The organism is uncultured Acetatifactor sp. (genome assembly GCF_948601915.1).
Lineage (GTDB): Bacteria > Bacillota > Clostridia > Lachnospirales > Lachnospiraceae > Acetatifactor.
The window spans coordinates 1-24,965 of record NZ_CAPDXS010000079.1 but is presented as its reverse complement, the minus strand read 5'-3'; the positions used below and the strand labels follow the sequence as shown (position 1 = coordinate 24,965).

21 protein-coding genes are annotated in these 24,965 nt (G+C 51.0%); all 21 read right to left on the bottom strand.

Annotation, left to right across the window (positions count from 1 at the left end; translation table 11 throughout):
* On the bottom strand, nucleotides 1–900 hold a 900-nt coding region (locus Q2B33_RS14270; RefSeq protein ID WP_300888974.1), incomplete at its 3' end, for a pyruvate carboxylase subunit B.
* A gap of 316 nt (nucleotides 901–1,216) precedes the next feature.
* Nucleotides 1,217–2,368: a sodium ion-translocating decarboxylase subunit beta gene (locus Q2B33_RS14265; RefSeq protein ID WP_300572035.1), complete on the bottom strand. Its 1,152-nt coding sequence runs from the start codon at nucleotides 2,366–2,368 to the stop codon at nucleotides 1,217–1,219.
* Between the two features lie 87 nt (nucleotides 2,369–2,455).
* Complete coding sequence (locus Q2B33_RS14260) at nucleotides 2,456–2,833, bottom strand: biotin/lipoyl-containing protein (protein WP_300572037.1); 378 nt, start codon at nucleotides 2,831–2,833, stop codon at nucleotides 2,456–2,458.
* 50 nt (nucleotides 2,834–2,883) lie between these two features.
* Nucleotides 2,884–3,672, bottom strand: coding sequence for an OadG family protein (locus Q2B33_RS14255; protein WP_289765464.1), 789 nt, complete (start codon nucleotides 3,670–3,672; stop codon nucleotides 2,884–2,886).
* Nucleotides 3,673–3,689: 17 nt separating this feature from the next.
* Nucleotides 3,690–5,120 (bottom strand): acyl-CoA carboxylase subunit beta, encoded by a 1,431-nt coding sequence (locus Q2B33_RS14250; RefSeq protein ID WP_300572040.1) that lies wholly within the window; start codon nucleotides 5,118–5,120, stop codon nucleotides 3,690–3,692.
* Nucleotides 5,121–5,291: 171 nt separating this feature from the next.
* Nucleotides 5,292–5,501: a hypothetical protein gene (locus Q2B33_RS14245; protein ID WP_300815757.1), complete on the bottom strand. Its 210-nt coding sequence runs from the start codon at nucleotides 5,499–5,501 to the stop codon at nucleotides 5,292–5,294.
* A 223-nt stretch (nucleotides 5,502–5,724) separates the two neighbouring features.
* Nucleotides 5,725–5,853, bottom strand: a complete 129-nt coding sequence (locus Q2B33_RS14240; RefSeq protein ID WP_300898399.1) for a hypothetical protein — start codon at nucleotides 5,851–5,853, stop codon at nucleotides 5,725–5,727.
* Entirely contained in the window at nucleotides 5,811–5,927 is a 117-nt protein-coding gene (locus tag Q2B33_RS24725; protein WP_369124254.1) for an NINE protein, read from the bottom strand. The genes Q2B33_RS14240 and Q2B33_RS24725 overlap by 43 nt, the downstream gene beginning before the upstream one ends.
* A 218-nt stretch (nucleotides 5,928–6,145) precedes the next feature.
* A complete protein-coding gene (locus Q2B33_RS14235; RefSeq protein WP_300572042.1) occupies nucleotides 6,146–6,748 on the bottom strand; it encodes a GNAT family acetyltransferase in 603 nt (200 codons plus the stop codon).
* Nucleotides 6,741–6,938: a hypothetical protein gene (locus tag Q2B33_RS14230; RefSeq protein WP_300572044.1), complete on the bottom strand. Its 198-nt coding sequence runs from the start codon at nucleotides 6,936–6,938 to the stop codon at nucleotides 6,741–6,743. Before Q2B33_RS14230 ends, Q2B33_RS14235 begins: the two co-directional genes overlap by 8 nt.
* A 350-nt stretch (nucleotides 6,939–7,288) precedes the next feature.
* Nucleotides 7,289–8,878, bottom strand: a complete 1,590-nt coding sequence (locus Q2B33_RS14225; protein ID WP_300572046.1) for a catabolite control protein A — start codon at nucleotides 8,876–8,878, stop codon at nucleotides 7,289–7,291.
* Nucleotides 8,879–8,933: 55 nt separating this feature from the next.
* Nucleotides 8,934–9,671, bottom strand: coding sequence for a DUF4230 domain-containing protein (locus Q2B33_RS14220; RefSeq protein WP_300572048.1), 738 nt, complete (start codon nucleotides 9,669–9,671; stop codon nucleotides 8,934–8,936).
* Between the two features lie 95 nt (nucleotides 9,672–9,766).
* On the bottom strand, nucleotides 9,767–13,051 hold the full coding sequence (locus Q2B33_RS14215) for an AAA family ATPase (RefSeq protein ID WP_300572050.1): 3,285 nt from the start codon (nucleotides 13,049–13,051) through the stop codon (nucleotides 9,767–9,769).
* Nucleotides 13,052–13,127: 76 nt separating this feature from the next.
* The gene (locus Q2B33_RS14210; RefSeq protein ID WP_300572052.1) at nucleotides 13,128–14,387 is read right to left on the bottom strand and encodes a hypothetical protein; all 1,260 of its coding nucleotides are present in this window, start codon (nucleotides 14,385–14,387) and stop codon (nucleotides 13,128–13,130) included.
* 163 nt (nucleotides 14,388–14,550) lie between these two features.
* Nucleotides 14,551–15,345, bottom strand: a complete 795-nt coding sequence (locus Q2B33_RS14205) for a LysM domain-containing protein (protein WP_300572054.1) — start codon at nucleotides 15,343–15,345, stop codon at nucleotides 14,551–14,553.
* Between the two features lie 555 nt (nucleotides 15,346–15,900).
* A complete protein-coding gene (gene alaS / locus Q2B33_RS14200; RefSeq protein WP_300572056.1) occupies nucleotides 15,901–18,555 on the bottom strand; it encodes an alanine--tRNA ligase in 2,655 nt (884 codons plus the stop codon).
* A 278-nt stretch (nucleotides 18,556–18,833) separates the two neighbouring features.
* Nucleotides 18,834–19,172, bottom strand: coding sequence for a hypothetical protein (locus tag Q2B33_RS14195; protein ID WP_300572058.1), 339 nt, complete (start codon nucleotides 19,170–19,172; stop codon nucleotides 18,834–18,836).
* A 149-nt stretch (nucleotides 19,173–19,321) separates the two neighbouring features.
* Entirely contained in the window at nucleotides 19,322–20,914 is a 1,593-nt protein-coding gene (locus Q2B33_RS14190) for an AAA family ATPase (RefSeq protein WP_300572060.1), read from the bottom strand.
* A 503-nt stretch (nucleotides 20,915–21,417) separates the two neighbouring features.
* Nucleotides 21,418–22,473: a DegT/DnrJ/EryC1/StrS family aminotransferase gene (locus tag Q2B33_RS14185; protein ID WP_300795146.1), complete on the bottom strand. Its 1,056-nt coding sequence runs from the start codon at nucleotides 22,471–22,473 to the stop codon at nucleotides 21,418–21,420.
* Nucleotides 22,474–22,540: 67 nt separating this feature from the next.
* Complete coding sequence (locus Q2B33_RS14180; protein ID WP_300572064.1) at nucleotides 22,541–24,040, bottom strand: GNAT family N-acetyltransferase; 1,500 nt, start codon at nucleotides 24,038–24,040, stop codon at nucleotides 22,541–22,543.
* A 46-nt stretch (nucleotides 24,041–24,086) separates the two neighbouring features.
* Nucleotides 24,087–24,800 (bottom strand): 1-aminocyclopropane-1-carboxylate deaminase/D-cysteine desulfhydrase, encoded by a 714-nt coding sequence (locus Q2B33_RS14175; protein ID WP_300572065.1) that lies wholly within the window; start codon nucleotides 24,798–24,800, stop codon nucleotides 24,087–24,089.
* Nucleotides 24,801–24,965 lie beyond the last annotated feature (165 nt).

The window sequence follows — 24,965 nt, the reverse complement described above, 5'->3', positions numbered from 1 at the left end:
CACGCCCATGACCTTGGGATTGAGCAGGCCGCTCTTTAAGCACTCGTCACGGTAAGGGCGGAAGTAGTCCGCAATCTCCGCCAGCAGGTTCTGGTCGAAGCCCGTGTCGTAAGGCGTGCCGCGGAAGGTCTCTACCATGACCTCGGTGGCGGGCTGGGAGGTTCCCAGAGCGAAAGGACTCATGGCGGTATCGATGACGTCCACGCCTGCCTCTACTGCCTTAAGGTAAGTCATGCTGGCCACGCCGGAAGTATAGTGCGTGTGCAGCTGGATGGGCAGCTTGGTGTTCTCCTTCATGGCCTTGATCAGCTCGGAAGCCTTGTAAGGCACCAGCAGGCCTGCCATGTCCTTGATGCAGATGGAATCCGCCCCCATCTCCTCAATCTTCTTGGCAGTGTCTGCCCAGTACTCCAGGGTGTAGGCATCGCCCAGCGTATAGGACAGGGCTATCTGCGCATGTCCTCTGCCCTCCTGCTGCTTCATGCGGTTGGTGGCGTTTACAGCCTCCTGCAGGTTGCGCAGGTCGTTCAGGCAGTCGAAGATACGGATGATATCGATGCCGTTGGCGATGGATTTCTGCACGAAGGCATCCACCACATCGTCAGCGTAAGGTCTGTAGCCTAAGATATTCTGTCCGCGGAACAGCATCTGCAGCTTCGTGTTCTTGAAGCCGTCGCGCAGCTTTCTCAGCCTGTCCCAGGGATCCTCCTTCAGGAAACGAAGGGAAGCGTCAAAGGTAGCGCCGCCCCAGCACTCCACGGAATGATATCCTACCTTATCCATTTTCTCCACGATGGGAAGCATGAAATCCGTGGGCATTCTGGTGGCAATCAGAGACTGATGCGCGTCACGCAGTATCGTTTCCGTAATTTTAATCGGTGTTTTTCCTTGTTCTGACATTTACGAATTTCCTCCATATTTTTTATTCCCGCTGACAATGAGCCAATTCCATATCGCTGACTTCGCACCATGCCTGCAAGCTGACCGAAAGCGGTTCCGGGCATATTGGCAGTTATCGCGGGGCGCACAGGAGCATCTGTCCTGCAGGGTCTCCTGTGCCGATCCTCCGAAAGAGCGCATGGCAACTCTCCCGGAAATGACTTATACTCACGAGCGATAAAATTTGCCGCAAGTCCCCATTGGCTTTCGCTCGTGAGTCGGGCTGCTTGGCAGATTTTGGTGATCGTCAGTATAACCTGTTGTCTCTTGGCAGTTCTCAGAATACCCCGAAGATAGCCATGAAGGTACCGGCCGCTACGGCGGTTCCGATGACGCCTGCCACATTAGGCCCCATGGCATGCATCAGCAGGAAGTTGGTGGGATCCGCCTCCGCGCCTACCTTCTGGGACACACGGGCCGCCATGGGAACGGCTGACACGCCCGCGGAACCAATCAGAGGATTGATCTTGCCATGGGTAGCCTTGCACATAATCTTGCCGAACAGCACACCTGCCGCCGTGCCGAACATGAACGCAATCAGGCCCAGAGCCACGATTTTCAGCGTATCCCAGTTCAGGAAGGCCTCCGCGCTGGTGGTAGCACCTACAGAAGTGCCCAGCAATATGACCACGATATACATCAGGGCATTGGAAGCCGTCTCTGTCAGCTGGCGTACCACGCCGGACTCTCTGAACAGGTTGCCCAGCATCAGCATGCCTACCAGAGGAGCCGTGGTAGGCAGGATCAGGCATACCACAATCGTAACAACGATAGGGAACAATATCTTCTCCAGCTTGGAAACCGGACGAAGCTGGCCCATCTTAATCTTCCGTTCTTTTTCCGTGGTCAGCAGCTTCATGATAGGCGGCTGGATGATAGGCACCAGCGACATGTAGGAATATGCCGCAACTGCGATAGGCCCCAAAATCGCCGTCTGCCCCAGCTTGCTGGCCAGGAAGATGGATGTAGGTCCGTCTGCACCGCCGATGATGGAGATGGCTGCCGCCGCCATATCGTTGAAGCCCATGAAGATGGCCCCGAAATATGCCGCGAATATACCGAACTGAGCCGCCGCGCCCAGAAGGAAGCTCTTGGGGTTGGCAATCAGGGGACCGAAGTCCGTCATGGCACCCACACCCATGAAAATCAGGGAAGGCAGGATGGCCCACTCGTCCAGTACATAGAAATAATACAGTAAGCCGCCCACACCGTTGGAGGCGTCCTCCGCATGAAGCATGATGTCAGGATAGATATTCACCAACAGCATGCCGAAGGCTATCGGAACCAGGAGCAAGGGTTCGAACTCATGCCGGATAGCCAGATAAAGGAAAAAGCATGCAACCGCAATCATCAGATAGTTTCCCCAGGTCAGATTGAAGAATGCCGTCTGATGAACGAGATTGTTTAGCGTTGAAGCTATATAATCCATTTGTTGACCTCCTGTTGTTCTTGACGATAGAAAGTCCGCCGCAGCGCTTTCTACCGTATATCACTGTCCGGAAACGCGCTTGCCGCCTTAGTTCAGGGTAGCCAGTACAGCGCCTGCCTCCACGGCATCGCCCACTGCCACGTCAACGCTTGCAACGGTTCCGTCTTCAGGAGCCACAACAGGGATTTCCATCTTCATCGCTTCGATAATGACTACTGCGTCGCCTTTCTTGACGGCATCGCCCACCTTCTTCTCCAGCTTGAATACCTTTCCTGCCGCGCCGGCCTCAATCTTGACGCTGCCTGCGCCGCCTGCGGGCGCCGCCTTGGGCGCCGCCGCGGGAGCCGCTTTCGGTGCTGCCTTGGGCGCTGCGGGGGCCTTGGCCGCTGCGGGAGCGCCGGACGTGTTTTCCTCTACCACTACATCATATACATTTCCGTTCACGGTAATTGTATAATTCTTCATTTTTTATTTCCTCCTAAAATAGATTGCTTATTTGTTTTGTTTCTGTCTGCTTATCTTCTTCTGATGGAGCGCACCACGAAGCCGTCCGTGGTAGCAGCGCCCTCGCTGGCCGCGATGGCTGCCGCGATGACGGCTACCAGCTCACAGTCGTCCTCTTCCGCTTCTTCCACTGTCTCCTGCTCCACGATCTGCGTCACGGCATTGTCCACGCCCGCGACTTCTTTCTGAGCGGCTTTCTTCCTGGCCGCGTTCTCCTGAATCTTCGGAATCACCTTGAAGCAGGAGATGATCAGGCTGATCAGGATCAGCACCACGAACACAGTGCCCATGCCGATCAGGGTGTTCAGGCCCGCGTTGGCCATGAGCTCGCCCACCGTCGAAGTGGGGTTCAGCGCCGCGGACTGCAGTTTCATGAACATGTCGTTGGAGAAGATGACCTCCGCCGTGGCGTTCTTCTTCTCTCCGGTGACCGCTACCTCCACGACGATCTGATTGCCGTCAATCGTCACTTCGCTTCCGTTGGTCCCCGTGATCGTGCCCATGTCTTCCTTCGCGGAATGGAAAGAATCAATCGCTTTCAGGAACGCGTTTCCGTCCACATAGATGTTGTACTGATTGTTCAGTATATACTCCACTTCTTCCGCCGTATAGACATCAAAGGAACCTGCCACTGCGTCATCCATATACTGTGAGAAGAGATAGAGGACCATCTCGTCCGCAAGCTGCTGTGCATTGGCCACCTTCTGCTGCTGATACTCTGACTGCGCCGCCTCGCTTCCGCAGGCCGTCAGTCCCAGAAGACAGGTAATCATACACAGTATGGCTATCAATTTCTTCATAATTTACATCACCCTTTCTATACAGTTCCGTGCTTTTTGGCGGGACGGTCTTCGCTCTTGGTGAAGAGCACCTCAAAAGCGCCGATAACGTATTTCCTGGTGTCGGCGGGCTCTACGATGCTGTCTACATACCCTCTCCTGGCCGCGCTTCCGGCGCTGCAGTTAAGCGCATCGTACTCCGCTGCCTTCTCATTAATGACATCCGCGCCCTGTCCGTCATACATGATCTTTGCCGCAAGCTTGCCCTCCATGGTGCCGATCTGGGCATCGGGCCATGCAAAAGTCATATCCGCACCGATGGCCTTGGAGTTCATGGCGATGGCGGCCGTGCCCAGCGCCTTGCCCACGACGACGTTCACCTTGGGCACCGTGGCGTTGGCGAAGGCGTAGGTCAGCTTCGCGGCAGCCTTTGCGATTCCCTTTTCGGAGCACATGGTGGCCTTGTAGCCCTTCACATTGGTCAGCGTCAGCACGGGAATCTCGTAGGCATCGCAGAAGTTCACGAAGTCGGCGGCCTTCTCACAGCCCTGCTTTGACAGGACGGCATCCAGCTTCTCCGCCACCTTGCCCTCCTCATCGCATATCTCGCTGCGGTTGGCCACAGCGCCTACGGTGACGCCGTCCAGCTTCATGAAGCCTACCACCATATCCTTGGCGTAGCCCGCCTTTACCTCGAAGAAATCATTGTTGTCCGCCAGGATGGAGAGCGCTATGGAGGTGTCCCCCGCGCAGCCCGCCAGCTCCTCGTTCACGCGGTTCAGATCGTCCGTGCACTCCACGATGTCGCTTCCCTCGTTGCTGTTGGAAGGCAGGAAAGCAATCAGATCCCTGATCTTGGCAAGGACTGTGGCCTCGTCCGCCACCACGTCCACGATGCCGCTCTCCTCAGACTGGAACGCAGCCGTGGAGGAATCGCATTTGGTGATCACGTTTCCGTCCAGCGCATTGGGCGCGTTGACGAAAAGCCTGGCGTCCTTCTCCTCCATGAAAGTAAAGTCCGTCAGAGTGGGGAACAGGGCGAGCCCGCCGCCGCAGGTTCCCAGGATGGCGGTAATCTGAGGGATGATGCCGGAAGCCAATGTCTGCTTCATGTAGATAGCACCGAAAGCGTTCAGCGCATCCGCTGCCTCCTGCAGCCTCAGCCCCGCGGAATCGATCAGCCCGATCACAGGGGAGCCGGTCTTCATCGCCAGATCATAGAGACCCGCAATCTTCCTGGCATGCATCTCGCCGATGGTCCCGTTCATCACGGAAGCGTCCTGGCTGTACACATACACAGGCTTCCCGCCAATCACTCCATAACCGGTAATGCAACCGTCAGAAGGAGTCTCGTTGGGTTTCATATTGAAATCAGTGGCTCTGGCTGTCACAAGGGCGCCGATTTCAACGAAACTGTTGTCATCGAGCAAAGCTGTTATTCTTTGGCTCGCTTTTGAAGTAGTACTCATGCTCTCAGTCCTCCATTTATAATTAGATAAATACTAACGACTTGCCGGGGCCTTGTCGGAAAACCGCAAATACCCCCATGATTATTGTCCTACACAGTATAACATAAAAAATGCAACTCGCAAAGAACGAATTGCATTTTTTTGCTAAATTTTTTGTGAAACTTTTTGCGGCTATTTTGCGAATACAGGAAAGGCCTTAGCTGTCCGGCTGTATTTTGGGTGATGCCTGGGTTTGCAGAGTTTTCCATGCTTTTCCTTCACTCCCATCAGGGCGCTTATTGTCTCCGCCGTCTCCTCGTCCAGCTTCTCATATGCAGGGTTCTCGTCCAGGATTCGCTCCAGGCCTGCCTTGTTGCCCCGAAGAGGCAGTAGGGCAAACACCGCCCCAAGGGATGTGGGAATCCGGAGCAGTCCATAGGCTCATTGGTACCTGGGATGTTGCCGCTCCTGCCCTTTTCCGTTTTTGCTTACCTACTCTTTCCAGTGAAAAACAGCAGAAACGCTATTAAACCTTAGAAATGATTGAAATTGAGACTTTGGACTGGTTCTTTGTGGTGTCCATGGGTTTAGGATAGTAAAGAACGAACTGCATTTTTGCCTAAATCTACTCTTGCATTTCTGTACTTGTCTCCAGCAGCTTCTGGGAAATGCCCAGCTGGACTTCTGTATAGTGTTTTAGCTCGGCATCATTCATATCGCCTTCCCAGGCTTCGAACTTTTCTTCAGACGCCATGTTTCGATTTTACCCACATAAAATCTGTGGATGCCAAATCCCCCCAGAAAGATGCACAGCAGCAGCGCAGTCATCCGCTCCTTCCTGCTTATGCCTGGAACAATGCCTGGGTTTACAGGCTGAATTTGTGAGTGCGTGGCTTATATAACGTAGCTTTGGAAATTTAGGATTATTGAATGTGTGATTCTTCAATGAAACAGCAGAAACACTTTCCGACTCTGGAAAACAGTTGAAATCAACACTCTGAGCTTACTGGTCAGAACCATCCATGATGATCAAGATGAAAAGCGATTTACAGTACCTTCAATAGCTGGATTAGGCAGCGCGGCTCTTCTGCGCTGTGCTTTACTTCTCTTGTGTCAAAACGCTTAAACCCGTTTTGTCTTTCATAAAAATATAACAATTTTTCTTCGTTTTGCGTTTCAAGAAATACTACCATGCCGCCTGCCATATATTGCAGCTCCTTAATCTTTTCAACTGCAAGACCGAGGAGCTGCTGCCCTGTAATCTTTTCGTTTAATCCATCATGGAAATTTTTACCCAGTTGGGCAATTAGATATGCCGATAATTGATAATTTCCATTATCCATATCCTGTTCGCTCACTCTTGATAATTTTCGTTTCACTGTATTGCTGAATTTCTCTCCGTTAACAGAAATTGGTTTTATTGTTAATGTGAAATATCCTACGATGCGGCCTTCCTCCGGGCTAAGAACGATATATGTAACAGACTGGTTTTTCTTAGTAAAATCAACCGACTGCTCCTGCAGAAATTTCTCCACATCAATGTTTTTTCTGCAGGAAAATGCAGAAAAGCTCTGTCTAAGCAAATCCTCTCCGTCTTGTCCCTGTTTCAAATATTCTCTAATATTGAGTATTAAAAATTCATCATTCATGAGATTTCCTCCACTTCTCCATAATTTCTTTTATTTCATCCGCATTCTGCAGTTCCCTGAACTTAATCGAAGCATCACTCTGTGATGTCCTCAAAGACTCCTCATATGATTCCTCAATAGCATTAGCAAATAGTTCTATCTGCTTTTCATCTGAAATAATAAAATTCTTTGTAATACTTGAAGTTGCCATGTTCATCGTCTCCTTCCATGGTTATAGTCCATTTATCATGCTTTTCGCCTTTACTGCTACAGGCACTCGCCCGCCCTTTTTCGTTTTTGTTTATTCTTCCCTTTCCAATGAAAAACAGCAGAAACGCCATTAACCCTTAGAAATAATCGAAATCAAGACTCTGGATTGCTTTTGCGCTATCCATGAGTTTAGCGTAGTATAGAAATGAGGATTTGTCAAGGGGCCAAATATGGCTTTAATGTGCATGCGGGCATGCCCACTTGGCTCGTTGCTTGCGGAAATCAAAAAAGGCTCAGCGGACTGTGCCCCCTGCATCCGCAGAGGGCACTTTATAGAAATAATCATGTAGCTCAATACTCTACAGCTATTGTTGGCTTATCAACTGTGCCATATTGCAGATTTCGTATCTCAAGGGTTATTTCTATATTGGTTATTTCTTCTATCTCAGCAATTTTATTCTCTTCCAGTGAAGATCCCCGCATCGTAACATCAACGATGGCATATTTTCCAGGAACAGCATCCCCCCTATAAGCAGAACACTCTGTCATGAACCCATTTACAGAAAGCGAACCATACTCTTCATCAATAAAGACTGCTTCCGAGGATTGATTCTCTACCAACAGCATTAAGTGAATGTCATCACTGTATTCCCTTGGATCCTCGAATAGTCCTTTTGAGATAATCCTTATTCCATTGTCGCTATAAAGCTCTTCACCGCTGTCATCCACTGCCGCCGCTTCTCCCGATATTCCAATCCTGATTTCCTCAGATGCAGCTATCTCTTCATGAGCGGCATTCTCTACTGCAAATGAAAAGGTGAACTCCCCAATCTCCTGAATTCCAAATACAGGCCAGTAGACCTTATCAAGCATAGATGAAATGGGCATATCTATAACACGACGGGTTCCAGGATTAATAGCCTCAGCAGACCAATTTGACGCATTCACAATCAGTCCATTCACAGTTATCTCTGATGCCACTCCATAAATCATCTCCTGTGAATCATTTACGATTTCGATAAGAATAATCTTTTCTCCGTCTTTATTGGTCAAAAGGGCTTCTGACACAACCCTTATATCATTCTGATTATATAGTTCCTCTTCTGCATAATAGTCTATGCTGCAGTTGTATGCTGTTTCCCAGATTCCACTTTTTATAGATTTTTGGTAATTACTGTCTTCATAGTCGTAAGAATCGGTGGCAGATGTATTTACCTGTCCCATTCCCGTATAGAAATCCTCATAGTCATCATCCTGTACAGAGAACCCTATCTGAATATTGGCAACTTCTGTAATTCCATATAACGCCAGCGCATCCTTGCTAAAGCTAATCGATTCATGCGACTTTTTACCAGCAGATACATCCGCATTGAGATATCCGTCGCCAACCATATAACCATTGACAGCATTGCGGTCACATCCCAAAGTACCGCTGGTAAATGACAGGTTTACACTACTGTTGTTTTCAATCAGCAATCCTAATTCAACGGAATAATCTGTATAATTCAATTCCGTAGCCGTTATCTTTATGTCATTTTCGTCCACAAGCACCGTCTCTTCTATATTGGCAGCGGACTTAAAGCTTTCTGTCCGAATATCTGTAGATTCTGTTTCCACTTCATCAATCTCTTCTGTACCCGGATTCTCGTCTGCATCTTTGCCGGCTTCATCCTCCTCGCTTATCTGTCCACCATTCTCTTCTACATGTACTTCTGCATTTTGGGGTGACGATTCTTGTGCGGTTGGAACCTCCCCACATGATGTCAAAACCAATATCGCCATCACTACCCCAAAACCAGCAACCCTATTTTTTCGTCTCATAGCCTTTTCCTCCTTATCAGCGGGCATCTCCGCTTTTTCATATAAATAAGTATACAACGGCAGTTTTTGTTTTGGATTTGTGGATGTAGGCCTAAAAAAGAAGCAGCTTTTAGAAATCATCTAAATTCTGCTTCTTCTATCTCCGTTCATTATATTGACGCCCTATCTATTTTGCTTATTCCTCAATCACCTCAAACGTGATATCATATTCCAATTCTTTCACTATGTCGTTATCTATCAGTTTGCGGATAATCGCCTTTGCGTTTTCCAAGGCCTTATCTAAAAGCCCGTTTTCAATGGCCCGCTTCTCCATAGCGTCCTTACTGTTGGCGTCAAACGCTCTGATATCATCAATCTTAAGTTTATTGAACAGGCCATCTTTCTCGTCAAGGGTTTCGATGCTCTCGTCATCTACCTCATGCGAGAGGATTTCCGCTTTTGGAATATGTACTACTATCTCCTTTTTTGTCTCATTTACTTCCGCTGTGACCTTGCTTATGTCCACCCCTGCCTTGATAGAGCCGTCCCATTTCGCGATAAACGACTTCGTGGTAAAGGAAAAAGGGATTTCTTTTCCGAACAGTTCTGCGGGATCCTCAAATTTTCCGGCATCCGTATATAGATATTCTATCGTGGCAAGCTCGCCGATATCACGGATTTCCGCGTTTATCACGGCGATGTCTATCTCCTGGGCAGCCTCCTCATAAACGGCCACCGGTTCTGAAAGCCTATCGACTTCCTCTTCAAGTTGTTTGATAGTCGCTTCATATTTCTCTTTGGCGCTTGAATAGCCCTTGTAAAATATTCCCAGAACTATTAACAAAATTGCGACAACAACGATTAATGCGACATATTTTCTGCTTTTCTTTTTCATGATTGAACCCACCTTAGATTTCTCCTTCTTATCTTCCATATTATTATAGCCACCCATTTATATTCCCTTCCGCTTTTCTTCCCGAACCTTCACTTCTGCTCCCATCATCCCACACCCGAATACTCCTTTGCCGTTCATCCTCCAGCAGCTATTTCCACCCCCTCTCTCCTCCCTTCCTTCTCCTCTTCAATCGATTTCTCCACCTCCCTGCACTTGTCCAAATCTCCAATCTCCTGATAAGCCTCCAGCAGATATCCATATAATTCCCGTTTCTTCCGGATATATGGGATAATTTCCCTATGTTTCTCTTTCTCGCATATTCCTATTCCTATCCGCAGCATATTATCCATGTCCTCATATTTTCCCCACTCAAAAAGCATATTGGCCCAGGGAATTATGATGCCATCAATGATATCCAAATCTGTGCCAGATGTAACTTTGGCAATATCGAAAGCTTCTACCATGAGCCTCACCATCCCTGCATAATCAAAATCCACCCGTGTATGATACCAGGCTTTCACTGACTTATAATTATAACGCAATGCTGAATACTCCTGTGTATATTTCTCCGCCAGCCTCTTTGTTTTGCTCAACAGTTTCTCGATATCATTTCGCTTTTGAGGAAAGCATCGAATGAGAATGTTTGCCTTAGAGAGAAGATACTTCGCATGCATGGCTCTGCTGTCAGCATACTTTCCCCTGTCTCTTTTCATATATCGGATTGCCTTATTGATTGCATTCAGCATTTTATCAATTTCTTCTATCCTGTCCTCATTATAATATTCCCCGTTGATTACACAATCGTAATATCCCGCAAGAATATTATAAAACATCCCTTTCACATATTTACCATTTCGTCTGAGCCTCCTCCCCGTCTCCGTAAATATACTGGATTCCCTATATGCCATTTTAATGAATTCCCAGGCTTTCTCCACCTCCGTATGGGCAGCCACAAATGCTCCCCGTTCTTCATAAATGGATATCACCCTTTCACAAATCTTCAAATAGGCAATGCCATCTGTCCTACGGAAACCGTCCAGCAATTCATCGGCATGCTCCAGAATGTACTCCTCTCTGTCACGAGGCATATTTATCATTGTACAATATAGAACATTCCGGTACATATCGTCCTTCCAGAGAATTTCCTCTTTTCTGCACGAATCCAGCACATTTTCTGCCATGCGAAGCCAAAGCTGCTGTTTTCTATGATCCGTCACCTGTCTCTTATCGCTGTCGGCAACCCGCTTCATTATGATAGCTGCTATCACCCCTTTCTTTACGGCACGCTTCTCCATTATTCTCCGTAAAACCTCGCTTTTCTCCATGTACCCTTTCTCCCACTGAAAAAAACGAAGCAGTTCCTTCGGATACTCTTCCTTTCTGCTCTCTATCTTAATATAGCAAAAAAGGCTGTCCATCACTGCCTCAAATGCCTCGCGGTACAGCTCCGTCCACTCCCACCGCCTGATGACCTCCTGCACCACCGGATGGAGCGACAATTCCGTCCCTCTCAGCTCCAGCCAGCCCTCCCTTGCCAGTTCATTGATTGCGTCTTTGGAATTCAGTCCAAGCATATCCGAAAAGATATTAATGTCCACGCCCTCTGCCGAAAACAACGAAAGCGCTTTCAGAATCATCTTTTTCCTCTCCTCCATCTCCCCCGCCTGAAAAATCACCCCGATGATATCCGCCACCGTATCCTGATACAGCCGCCAGTCCTTCACATAGTCCACCTTCTCGGGAGTGATATCCGAAAATCCCTTCTCCCGCAGGAGCGCCGTCGCCTGGGACACGGAGATGTGGCTACAGGCCACCTGCCTGGCGATTAGCTGCAGGGCCAATGTATGCCCGAACACCCTGTGGATCATCTCGTCCACGCAGTTCAGCTCCTCATCGTCCAGGTCTCTGCCGACATAGCGCTCGAACAGGTCATATAGATCAGCCCTGTCAGAAATCGCCTTTAAGGCCAGAGTGGCATATCCGGTCTTCGGAATCTCCAGGCGGCTCACCACGATGACCTTCCAGCCGATGTCCAAAATGGCGGAGAAGTCCTCGTCCGGCTCCCCGTCGAAATTGTCCACCACAAGGAGGATTCTCCTCCCTGCCGCCAGATCCCGGAGCACCCTTAATTTCCTGTGGAAATAGTCCGATATGCTTTCCTCCGTATTCTTTTCCACGATATTGATGCGCAACTGGCTGTCGTCAGCGACCATCTTCTGTATGCTGCCGTTGTAGTACAGATACAGGACCGCGTCAAAGCGGCTGCGATGATCCGCGATATACCCCCGCACCAGCGTGCTCTTCCCCATGCCGCCCATACCGGTGAGGAACAGGCAGTTGGTTCCGTCCCGGTTCAGCCACTGCTCCATGGCCTGCAGCTCTTTTTCCCGCCCGAGCAGCACGGGCGGACGGTTGACCTGGCTGGATATGACGAAGGGCACTATGGTATCCGCGTACCGCTCTATCTCCTCCAGTTTCCGGATGACCTGATCCATGTCCTGATAGCGGCCGGGGCCAAAGTCGGTCAGCGTATGGTGGAAGAAATCCGGCAGCGCCCGGAACAGCCTGTCCTGATAATTCCTGTCCGCGAACAGGCAGTCGGCGAACTTATACTCAGCCCCTGTCTCGCAGTCCGGCGCTTCCGGCACCCGCCCGAACAGCAGCCAGAACAGCAGCGCCCCTACGCCGTAGACATCCGTATGCCTGCCCATATTATGCAGATACCCCTTCTTCTGTTCATATGCCGCGAAGCCCTTGGTACAGGCGAGCCTGTTTATCCTGCCGGATCCTCCCTCTTCCCTGTTCCTCGATTTCCTGATGTCGCTCAGGCGTATGGGCGTGTCAAAGTCGAAAAGCTGGACCGCATGGGGGCTGCCCTCCAGCAGGAGGATGTTCTCCGGCTTCACGTCCAGGTACAGATACCCCTTCTCATGCATCCTGCCCAGGAACGCAGCGACGCTTTTCACAACGGAAACGCATTCCTTGATGGACTCCATCCTCCTGCGGGAGAGTACCTCTCCCTCCTGATACGTCAAGACGGTATAAATCGTATTGTTTTCCGTATAATTGTCGATGGTATTGGAAATGTAATTGGTCAGGCCGCTGGTATGGAACAGCTCGTTGTGCAGGCCATAGGAGGCTTCCATTTCGCTCCTGCACTCCCGGAAAATCCTTTCGTCAAGCTCGCTCCCGGGAACCAGCCTGTCGCCGTCCCGGTAAATGTCCGCCTCAAAGGGATAGCATTCCTTAATCAGGACAGCGTGCCGGTAACCCCTGTTGTCCAGGTAGGACGCGTCATACACAATGCCCGACATGCCCCTGCCCTTCACTTTCCCTATGGTATAGGTGACCGCACCCTTTTCACGATTCGAAACGCTCAGCAATGTGCCTTCCTTCAGGGCGATTCTTGTGTCCTCCATGTCATCCCGTCCTTTGTCCCTGCCGTTTTTCTCTCTATTTTACACCATCTGGGGCATTTCTGGATTTGCCGGTGCGTCAGCTCCATTCCGCCGCATATCTGGCATCGATGTCGTGCTCCTTCACATAGAACAGCTCCCGCATGAAATCCCGGAACACCAGGAGCGGGAATTCGTTCTCCACCGCGTGCAGGATGATCCAGTCGAAGGGATCCCCAGGATAGAGCTGCGGGTATCCCGTATCCAGCAGATAGCGGTTGATTTCGCAGATGCTCCTTCCCGTGTCTCCGCCGCGGGCCTGGTAGTCGTTCCTTTTCAGCGCCGCCTTCACCCAGAACCTGTAGAATACCAGCAGTATGATGGTCTTATGCACCAACTGTTCCGACGCGTGTTCCCCGTTCAGGATCTTCTCCAGGCCGCCCCTGCTGGGGAAAGAGTCCTCCGCCCAGGCGTGGAGCAGTTCATTGTCCCGCAATATGGGCTTCAGGGACCTGTCCGTATCCAGCTTTACGATCCTGTTCCCGGACAGCCCCAGAATCTGCAGGTATATCTCCCACAGGGAGCCTCCGGCCCGCGCGCTCCTGGTCCGCCTGCGCGCCTCCGGCTCTCCCGCCCGCGCCTCTTTGATCTCCCGGTCTATGTCGTTGAAGGCGCGGTACAGCTTTTTCTTCTCTTTCGCCGCCAGGCCCTCCTCCCCGGAAATCTCCTCCCACATCCTGCGGATATATCTGTAGGCGGTGGCATTGTTGTAGCCGAACTGCTCAATGTTGCCGCTGATGTAGCGAATCAGCTCCTCCGGGCTCCTGAAGCGCCTGACCGCCGCGATGATGGATGCAGTGTAGAGGACCTCCTCCCCGAAGTCCAGCCGCTCCGGGTTCGGCCTGGGCACCCTGTCCAGGAGGTTCTGCGCATCCGCGTAGCCCAGACGGTTGCTGATGGCATAGAAATGAATGACCTCCTCCACATTGTGGCAGTCAAAGCCCCGCAGCAGACATATCCGCCGCATGAAGTCCTCGGACTCCTCCACGGTCAGGCCGAAGGCGAAGCAGATGCGGATTGCGGTCTCCTTTTTGATCCTTTTGTGTTCCGTGTACCATTTTCGGATATTTCTGGGCAGGGGAATCTGCTTCTGCTCGAACCTGGATTTGATGAATGCCATCTTACCGTCAATATCCTGTCTGTTTCCCGTATATCCGTGCCTTACGAGGAAGGTATCCAGGGCCTCGTCGAAATTCCGGAACATGCTCACCACTTCGGCCAGCGCCGCGCTGTAGTCGATGTCGTCCTCCGGGTTGATGTCCCGGGCTCTGTTTTCAAGGGATTCCGTGTATGTATCCATGGAGGTCTCGCTTTCTATGTGTGCTCTTATCAGGATTCTGTCATCAGATTTCCATTATACTTCCTGGTGCGGGAATGCACAAGATTTTGGCGCAAAATTAGTCGGAAATAAAATCATCCGTTTGCCGCAAGCCGGAACCGGATGATTTTTCGTATAATCCTATTCAATTTGGAAGATTGACCATCTGGCCAATTTGAATCCGGTCTGCGTCCTGAATCTGGGGATTGAGCGCCAGCAGGTTCTGGAGGCTGATGTGGTTCCTCACAGCTACATGGGAAAGGGTGTCCCCCTCGGCCACTGCATAGCCTCTGTATACCGCCACCAGATATTCGTCCCCGCGCCTTAGGCCGAACATGGCATTGCCCTGCCCGTTAATCCTGAAGATGCCCTCCTGCCTCATGCGGCCTCCCGCCTCGTCGTAGGAATACAGGACGGCATGCTTACCTGCATATTCCTCCCCCAGGGCCAGATGCACGTTCAGGATGCAGGGATAGGCATCCTTCTGCACCATGGAGAACTGCCTGAGGGTATTGTTGCCCGGGAGCTGCTGCTTCACCTCATCGGGAATGACCGACTCGAAGGACACATCCACTGTAAAGGGAGCGTCGGCAGCGTAAACCTCCCCGCCGCTGATGCTGAACGTGACGCCGTTGCTGGTGTGCAGGGCCAGCGTGGCGTTTTTTCCCGCCAGCCTGCCCAGGATATCCGTGGGGATTTCAAAATGGTTCCCCACAAGGAAGCCCACATTCTGGCCTGTGCCGTTCCGGATGGCCTCGTCAAGCCGTTGCGTCATCACGTTCCAGTCATCGGTGGCGTTTTCAACGGAACCGCTGACCACCGCAGCCGCCCCATCCCCCGCAGCTTTCACCGGCTGGCCGGGCCTGATTACAGGCACCAGCACGAATATCAGGGCCGTCAGCAGCATTATCCGATTCTTTCCGATTATCATTCTTTTCATTTCGATACCTCTCTTTTGCATCTTTCTGCAATCTGTTATACTGCATAACGCTGAATACTGCCTAATGCAATCAAGCGATTGAACCAGTCAGCGTTATGCAGTCTGGTTTCACGGCAAGTGAAATCGTTAAGCAGTATAGTTTATTTCCTCACCCTCAGTATGCCCAATTGTCAAAAAATAATCATCTTTCAATGCAGATTTTCATACCATACCGCCGAAACGCTTTACAGTTCCAGCGCCTTTTCCTATAATAATGAAGAAGAGCATTCATATGGAACAAGAGAATTCCAATCATGTCGCATAAACAGAGGGCCGCATCAGAAAGCAGTTGATCCTATGCCCAATGATGCCGAGATTATCAAAACGGCCATCGATGATTTCCGGGAAATCCAAAGATATATGTCCTTGGCAAAGGAAGAAAATGCCTCCAGGACATATACCGAGTTAAAGGAAAAGCATATATTGACAAGATAAAAGAGCGATAACAGGGCTATCGAAAACCGATAGCCCTGTTTCATTGATTCCGATATCTGTTGACGGCTGCATGTAGTCTATCTACCCAAGCTGGCCCTCCAGCACCTTCGCAGCCTCCGCGATGCAGTCGGGGATGCCCGCCGGATTCTTGCCGCCTGCCTGGGCCATGCCCGGCTTGCCGCCGCCACCGCCGCCTACCTTTCCGGCGATGCCCTTGATCAGGTTCCCCGCATGGGCCCCCTTGGAAAGGGCTTCCTCCGTGGCCATGGCAATCATGTTCACCTTGCCGCCCGCATTGGACAGGAGCACGATGACGCCCTGCCCCAGCTTGGCTTTAAGCTGGTCGCCCAGGTCGCGCAGACCGTTCATGTCCACATTGTCCACGCTGGCCGCCAGGAGCTTCACGCCCTTCACCTCCACCACATTATCCATCACGTCTCCCAGGGCTTCCTTGGCCGCCTTGGCCTTCAGGGACTCCAGCTCGGAGGACAGCGCCTTCACCTCCGCCGTCACATGCTCGATCTTCTCCACCAGCGTGGCAGGGGTGGCGCGAAGCGCCCTTGCCGCCTCCTCGATGGTCTGCTCCAGCCCTTTATAATAGGTAAACACGCCGTTCCCCGTCAGGGCCTCGATTCTGCGGACACCTGCCGCGATGCCGTTCTCGGACAGGATTTTGAAGGCCGCGATGGCGCTGGTATTGGCCACATGAGTGCCGCCGCAGAGCTCCACGGAAAAGTCTCCCATCTTCACCACCCGGACCTCCTCGCCGTACTTCTCGCCGAAGAGGGCCATGGCCCCGGTCTTCCTGGCATCCTCGATGCCCATCACCTCCGTCACTACAGGGAGATTGGCCGCAATCTGCTCATTGACGATTTTCTCCACCCTGTCCAGCTCTTCCTTGGTCATGGCCGCGAAATGGCTGAAATCGAAGCGCAGCCTCTCCCCGTCCACGTAGGAGCCGGACTGCTCCACATGGCTGCCCAGCACCTCCCGGAGAGCCTTGTGCAGCAGATGGGTGGCGCTGTGGTTCTTGCAGGTGTCGCCCCTCTTTGCGGCATCCACCGTGAGCGTGGCCGTATCTCCCACCTTGAGCATGCCCTTGGTGACAATGCCGATGTGGCCTACCTTGCCGCCCAGGAGCTTTACGGTATCCCTCACCTGGAAGCTGCCGTCCGCCGTAGTGATGACGCCTGTGTCGGCATTCTGGCCGCCCATGGTGGCATAGAAAGGAGTCTCCTCCACGATGATCGTGCCGGTCTGCCCGTCCGTCAGGGCCTCCACCAGCTCGCTCTCCGTAGTCAGCACGGTAATCTTGGAATCATGCCGAAGCCTGTCATAGCCTACGAACTGAGTGGTGACGGATGCATCGATGGACTCGTACACCGTCACGTCCGCTCCCATGTAATTGGTGGTCTTGCGGGCTTTCCTGGCCGTCTCCCTCTGATGCTGCATGCACACGCCAAAGCCCGCCTCATCCATGGTGAAGCCCTTCTCCTCCAGAATCTCCTGGGTCAGGTCTGTGGGGAAGCCGAACGTGTCGTACAGCTTGAAGGCGTTCTCCCCGGAGAGCTCCGTGGTTCCCGCCGCTTTCATCTCCTCTTCCATCTGGGCCAGGATGCTCAGGCCCTGGTCGATGGTCTTGTCGAACTTGTCCTCCTCCTGGGTGAGGACATTCAGGATAAAGGCCCTCTTCTCCTCCAGCTCGGGATACCCGTCCTTGCTCTCATCAATCACGGTCTCGCTTAAAGCCGCCATGAACTTGTCCCGGATGCCCAGAAGCCTACCGTGCCTGGCCGCCCGGCGGATCAGGCGGCGGAGCACATAGCCGCGGCCTTCGTTGGAGGGCAGGATGCCGTCGCTAATCATGAAGGTGGTGGAGCGGATATGGTCCGTGATCAGGCGGATGGACACATCCTTCTTCTCGTCAGCCTCATACTCTGTCCCGGCAATCTGACAGATTCTGTCCCGGATGGCCTTCATGGTGTCGATGTCGAACACGGTGTCCACGTCCTGCACCACCACAGCCAGGCGCTCTAAGCCCATGCCGGTGTCGATGTTCTTCTGGGAAAGCTCCGTGTAGTTGCCCTTTCCGTCGTTGTCGAACTGGGTGAACACATTGTTCCACACTTCCATGAAACGGTCGCACTCGCAGCCCACCTTGCAGTCGGGCTTGCCGCAGCCGTATTTGATTCCTCTGTCATAGTAGATCTCGGAACAGGGGCCGCAGGGGCCTGCGCCGTGCTCCCAGAAATTGTCGCATTTTCCGTTCTCGTCCCGGTAGAAGCGGGTAATCTTATCAGCGGGCACGCCGATTTCTTTCGTCCAGATTTCAAAGGCCTCCTCGTCCTCGCAGTAGATGGAGGGGTAGAGCCGCTCCGGATCCATGCCCACCACTTCCGTCAGGAACTCCCAGCTCCAGCGGATGGCTTCATGCTTGAAGTAGTCCCCGAAAGAAAAGTTGCCCAGCATCTCGAAGAAGGTCAGGTGCCTGGCGGTCTTGCCCACGTTCTCGATGTCGCCTGTGCGGACGCACTTCTGGCAGGTGGTGACCCTGCGTCTGGGCGGGATTTCCTGGCCCGTGAAGTAGGGCTTCAGGGGAGCCATGCCGGAATTGATGATCAGCAGGCTGTTGTCGTTGTGGGGCACCAGGGAAAAGCTCTTCATTTTCAGATGTTCTTTGCTCTCGAAGAAATCCAGGTACATTCTTCTCAGTTCGTTTACGCCGTATGGTTTCATGTGTTCTTCCTCCCGGTTTATCGAAAGCCCCTTTGGGATGCGGGGGCTTTGGATGCTTGTTTTTTCCTAGCGTCTATTATACATGATAATAGAATCCTGTCATTGGATTCTATTATAGCACTTATTTTTATTTTGTATAGTAGATTTTGGGGGAGACGGGGAAAATCCTTGCCGGAGTCCTTGCTGACTGTCTTCCCGTCGGCGCAGAGGGCTGAGCCGGGAGCTGATATCTTTACGGTGTTTCTTATGCGATTTTTCTCTGTTGTTCGCCTAAACCATCACGGTTTTCCGCATATAGCCTTCGCCTGCTGGTACTCGGCCTGGGTCTTGCCGCCTACTATACAGGCCTTTTCCAGGGAGCAGTGGAGCTCTTTCCTTATATTGTCTATAATCTCGATTATCTGACCAGCGCTTCCCTTGATTTCCCCACGGGCCTCACCACGGGCTTCTCCACGAGCCTCTCCTTCCGCAATCCCTTCCTGTCTGCTGTCCTCCATCATTTCGCGTATGGCCTGGCACATATCATATCCCTCCTCTGTCTTAAACCGCTCTTCGTTTTCGCCAAAATTCTTTATTCCCATCAGGACGCCGATTGTCCTCGCGGTCTCTTCGTCCATCCTCCGGTAGACGGGATTCCTTTCCAGGAGCTACCCTCCCATGTCGACAAATAATCAAGCACTGCCGGAATGCTTGATGCCCGTAATTCCATTCGCTGGTTCCTCCGTTTCTTCCTCCTGTTTTTTATGCGGTATAGGCTTCCGGTTCCTCATGACTCTGGCAGATATTCCTCAATGACACAGGTGTGCTTTCCCGTTTTCGTGCTGTAGTTTACGCCCACCAGGAGAATCCTGTCCCGAATTCCAAGCTTTTCCAAAAACTGTACATAGTTCTTCGCCTTAATCTGCGCCACCGCGCTTTTTGCGCTCCTGTTCCATTTCAATTCCACAATCAACGCAGGTTTCCCGGAAGCCCTGCGGGGCAGAAAGAGGATATCCACATATCCTTTTCCGCTGGAAAGCTCCTGGAATTTTTCATAATAATCCACACTGCTCAGGTATGCCATAATCACGACGGAGCGCAGGGCCTGCTCATTGTTGTAGAAGTCCGGGGCAGTCTCCCTGTTATGCGCCTCCTCAATCAACTGTGCGACTATACCTGAGTCTCCCCGAACCGTTGCCTCCAGCAGTTTTTCTGATGTCTCCACAGCCTTGACAAGCTCGGGCCTTTTACCGTTTTTGATAGAACGGACAAATTCCTCCCGAACCTCTTCATTCGGTATGAAGACTTCCTTCCTGTCTGTATCATACGCCAGATATCCCAGATGCACCAGCAGGGTAAAGACATCGTCCCGGCTGGCCAGAGAAGTCATGTCATTCTGGAAGGCCCCCACATCCACCTTACAGCTCTGTCCGCCCAGCATATCGATGATGGCGGTTTTGGAACCCGCAAAGTCCATGTCAATGTAGATCCGCAGCAGTTCATAGCTTTCTGTCTGCGTCCAGTAATCGTCAATCCGATTGTTTTGAACCGCTTTTATGATAGAGTCCGGATTATAGATATGGCCTGCATTGCCGAAGCGGTATCCGTCATACCACCTGCGGGCTTCTTCAAAATCAAGGCCATTCCCATCACACAGTCCTCTGACTTCCTCCTCCATGAAGCCAACATAGTCTGCCAGCGGCCCGGGCTGCAGCATCGTATATTCATAGAAATCCGTCAGGGCCGACTGTGTGCCATATTTTTTAATCGGCAGAATCCCCGTCATATATGCGCCCACGATGAAGCGAGAGACCTGCAGGCCTTTGAACAGTCCCCGCAACATCTGGATATAGGCCTTCTGCAGCCCCGTGTCCTCTTTTGCCTCCCGGAACAGCGCGTCCCATTCATCGATGATGACGAAGAACTTCCGTTCCGTTTTCAGGCTGATCTGGGACAATGCCTTGGGCAGGGACTTCGTACCGGCCTTTACGCAGCCCGGAAAGCTCTCCTCCAGCTCCTCTATGACTTCCCTCTGGATATCCGCGACAATCTCCCGGGCATCTGCCGCATTTGAAAGGAACCATGCGATGTCCAGAGACAGTACATCGTATCGGTTCAGGTGCGCTTCAAAACCAGGAGAACTCGTTATTTTAAGTCCTTTGAACAGCGCTCCGGAATCCGCCCCTTTGGAATAATAGGCTTCCAGCATCTTGGCAGCGCTGGTCTTGCCGAATCTCCTGGGGCGGCTGACACAGATTAATTTCCTGTCGGTTCCGAGCACCTGATTGGTATAGGCAATCAGCTCTGTCTTGTCCACGTAGAGACCTGTCTTCCGCAGCGATTCAAAGCCATCGGCAGGAGGGTTTACGTAGAATCCCATCGTTTCACATCCATTCCGGAACGATATGTTTCCGCATTTCAGCTTGCGGAAGTAAAAAACTTGGGCCGGTTCCAGGGCCCAAGGAAATAGTAACATATTTGGGGGGATGGTTCAACTGTTTGTGGTACAGAAGTTCCTTATGTCCTTCAGGCTGAAAAGTTTGTTGGCGCAGCAAGCTGCGGGGAATGTACCCTCTTTTTGATTCAACTTCCAGAAGCAGCTTAAAACTTCCTGGTATTGGCTTGGGATTGGCACATATAATAGTATGTATTTAGGATGAAGCAATTGATTCCAGTCTTTCCTCCCCAGCCAAATAGCTGTCTAAATAACGAACGAGATGTCAGGGCATTTTCCTGTGTTTTTACATCGATAAGGCCCGAATTCATCGCATAATGATGCCCTACGATGCAGAGCATCAAAATAATGCTGAAAAGTTCAATAGAAGAGCCACGAGTACCCACGAACATCTTTTGCCTTCATGTCCTCAATCCCTCCCAAAAGACTTATATCTTGCAGCCCAAAATGACCTTGCAGATTCTGTCCACATCTTCCATTCCCAAATCGGCATATAGCGGAAGCGTCAGCACCCTTTTGCTGATGTGCAGAGCGACAGGGGTTTCGCTCACATCATATTCCCGGTGGAAGCAGGAAAATGTATTGGTCAAAGGATAGAAGTACTTCCTTGCCCCGATTCCTTGCTCGGCCAGCCTATCGAACACTTCGACACGGCTTGCTCCAAAGGTCTTCTCCTCAATGATGATTGGAAAATAGGCATAATTGGATTTTACCTCCGGCTGTATCCTATTCAATTGCAGGCCTTCCATCCCTTCCAAGTGGCCACGATACCTTTCGGCAACAAGTCTCCGTTTATCAATCTCCTCATCCACATGGCGCAGGTTGCAGAGTCCCATGGCAGCACAGAATTCATTCATCTTCGCATTGGCCCCAACAGCGCTGACCTCCTCCGGGCCATGGATGCCGAAATTCTTTAGCTCGTATAAGGCTTTGCCCAAACGCTGGTCGTGAAAACAGACAGCGCCTCCTTCAATACTGTTGAATACCTTGGTAGCATGGAAGCTGAAGCAGGAGGCATCCCCGAAGCACCCTATCCCCTGTCCCTTGTAGCTCTCTCCAAAGGAATGCGCCGCATCGTAAATTACCTTCAACTCGTACCTATGGGCAATTCGTTCAATCTCCTCAACATTGCATACATTACCATATACATGAACCGGCATAATTGCACAGGTACGGTCAGTAATCATGGCTTCTATCTTTTCCACATCCATTGTATATGTGACAGGGTCGATATCACAGAATACCGGCTTCAAGCCGTTGCGTACGATGGCATGGGTAGTGGATGCAAACGTGAAAGGAGTAGTTATGACCTCTCCTTGCAAGTTCATTGCCTGTAAGGTCAGCTCCAAAGCCATATGGCCATTTGTCAGAAGCTCCACATTCTCGACATCTAAATAGTCCTTTAATTCCTTCTGGAGCGCTTTATGCTTTACCCCCATATTTGTCAGCCAATGTGAGTCCCACAATCCCTCTATCTCGTCCATATATTCGCGCAGCTCCGGCATCGAAGAGCGTGTCACTACAATTTGCCTATTATCCATAATCATTCCCTCACATCGTACCATTATCTAATGCTTTTTCCATATAGCAGGAATCTTCCGATGCTTCCCCAGCCAGCCGATAGCCAAAGCTCCTATAGAATCCTATTGCCTGTACATTCTTCTTCCTAACTTCCAGTCTTGCCTGTTTCATTCCTGCTGTCGCAAACTCCGTTTCCGCAGCGTGCAACAGGCGCTCTGCAAAATGCAGCCCCCTGAACCTTCTGTCCACTACAAGAAAGGAAATATATGCTGTACAATGTACCATGTCATTCATATAGGTTGCCAATGCCCCGACTGCATCACCATTCACATCGACCAATAGCCAGATTCTTCCATATTGACCCAGCTTTTGCACATAAGCATCGATATCCACTCCCCGTTGCCGCAGAGAAGGGCTAAGCTGCCCCTCCAGTGCCAAGACCGCTCTATGGATTCTGGATATATCGGATTCCATGACGACCTTTACATCCATCTTTGGATATACCCTGACCAAGTTGATGTCCTTTTGTGACATGACATTCACCCGGTACTTGAACAATGCGGAATCTGCGGGCTCTCCGAACAGCCAGTTTATGATTGCCTTTGGCAGGTTCACCCCTGCCATATGGCTAAAGGGATACCCTCCTCCGAACCTAGCGTTCATCTCTAGGACACATGGCTCCCCATCCTTCATGAACACATCCACATCCAGGTTGCCTGACTGCCGCAATGTCCTGCTCAGCTTTTCGCCCATTTCACATAGCGACCTGTTGTCCACAGTAACGGCACAATCTGTCTCTCCCGCCCGCATGGCATATTTCAGCTTACAAACTGTATTCTGATAATTTCCATCCAAATCATTTATGACATCAAGCCCATATTCCTGGCCTTCCACTTTCTCCTGTAGAAGGACTGCGCCTTCAGGCGCTCCTCTGCTCTCATACTTTAAATAGGTCTCCTCTATCTTGCGCCTGGACTTTCGATACAAGATTCTTAGTTCCTCTTCATTGTCGGCTTCGTATACGGCAATAGATCCCATGCCCCAACGAGGCTTTACAATCAGAGGATACCCTACCTCGCCCCGCTTTATGGCACTGACTGCATCGTCCATATGTATGAATGTCCTGGGCGTATGGAAGCCTTTTTCCTTCAGGAACTGGTATGCCCTCCATTTGTCATTGCATATCTCCGTCACTTCCAGATTCGACACAAGCACTTTAATCCCTTCCTCCAGGAACCGTCCTTTATTCCTTGCCAGCACCGGAAGATCTATGTCAAACAACGGTATGATGGCTTTGATGTCGTTTTCCATACAATACCGAAGCAGGAACGGTATATACTCCTCGCTATAAATCAGCGGCGACACCACGCAATGGTCAGCCGCCTGGAACGCGGGAGATATCTCAGAGCTGTTCGTGACAAAGACTTCCCCCTTGTGCCCCAGTGCCTCTTTGAAATAACCAACTAAGTAGCTACGCCTTCCAGCTGAAGTGAAAAGGATGTTCAGATTTCCATATGCTTCATCCATCATTTCCCATCTCCCTCTAAACCCATTTCCTGTACTTTTCAGGATATCCTTATAAAAGCCCATCAAAAAATAACGGTGTACCGCCTGTATGTATGAACAAAATGTTTCTATTTTTTATGCCTGTCTTCCTCATATAATCGCGCATCCCCCAAAAAGCTTTTCCCGTATAGGTCGCGTCCAAAGGGACTCCATTAAGGCTTATAGCTTCATGAATCGTCCTACGGATTGCATCATTATACAGCCCATATCCACCAGCAAGATAACAGTCCAAAACATCGATTGTCAGGCTATCCGCTGCAGCCCCTTCATATGCCTCAACGTATTTCCTGATTTCTGAAGCTGCCTGCCCCTTCTTCCTTGCCACACTAATCCCGATGACCTGCTTCTGCCCTCCGTATCTTCTCTGGCCTGCGACCAGCCCAGCTTGCGTCATACCAGTACCAGTCGCCAGAAAGATATAATCGAACTCGACTCCCATATCTTTTTCTTGGCGCATTATCTCCTCATAGACATCCACATATGCCCTCACAGGCACTGCTTCATTTCCATGCCCATATTTATCGCCATAGATATAATATGGCTCCTTCCCTTTTGCGCGGCATTCTTCCAAGACAGCCTCCACCGTCCCTGCCACATCACTCTTCAGGCAGTATCTGAAGTCAGCATTGCAGATATGCCCAATCCTGCTGTTGGCGGTCTCTATCCTAAAGCCGTCATCATCGGCAGGCGAGATGATATGGCATTCTACCCCCCCGAGCAACATATATTGGCTAGCGCCCGACTCAGGTTGGAACGCGCGTTGCCGTATCCCACCATGCAATCCTTCCCCGTCCGCTCCATGTCATTAAGGAATTCCTTCGCTATCCGGACTTTATTCTTAACTTCCTGAAATTTTCTCACTCAAATTGACCTTTTTTATCATTACAGC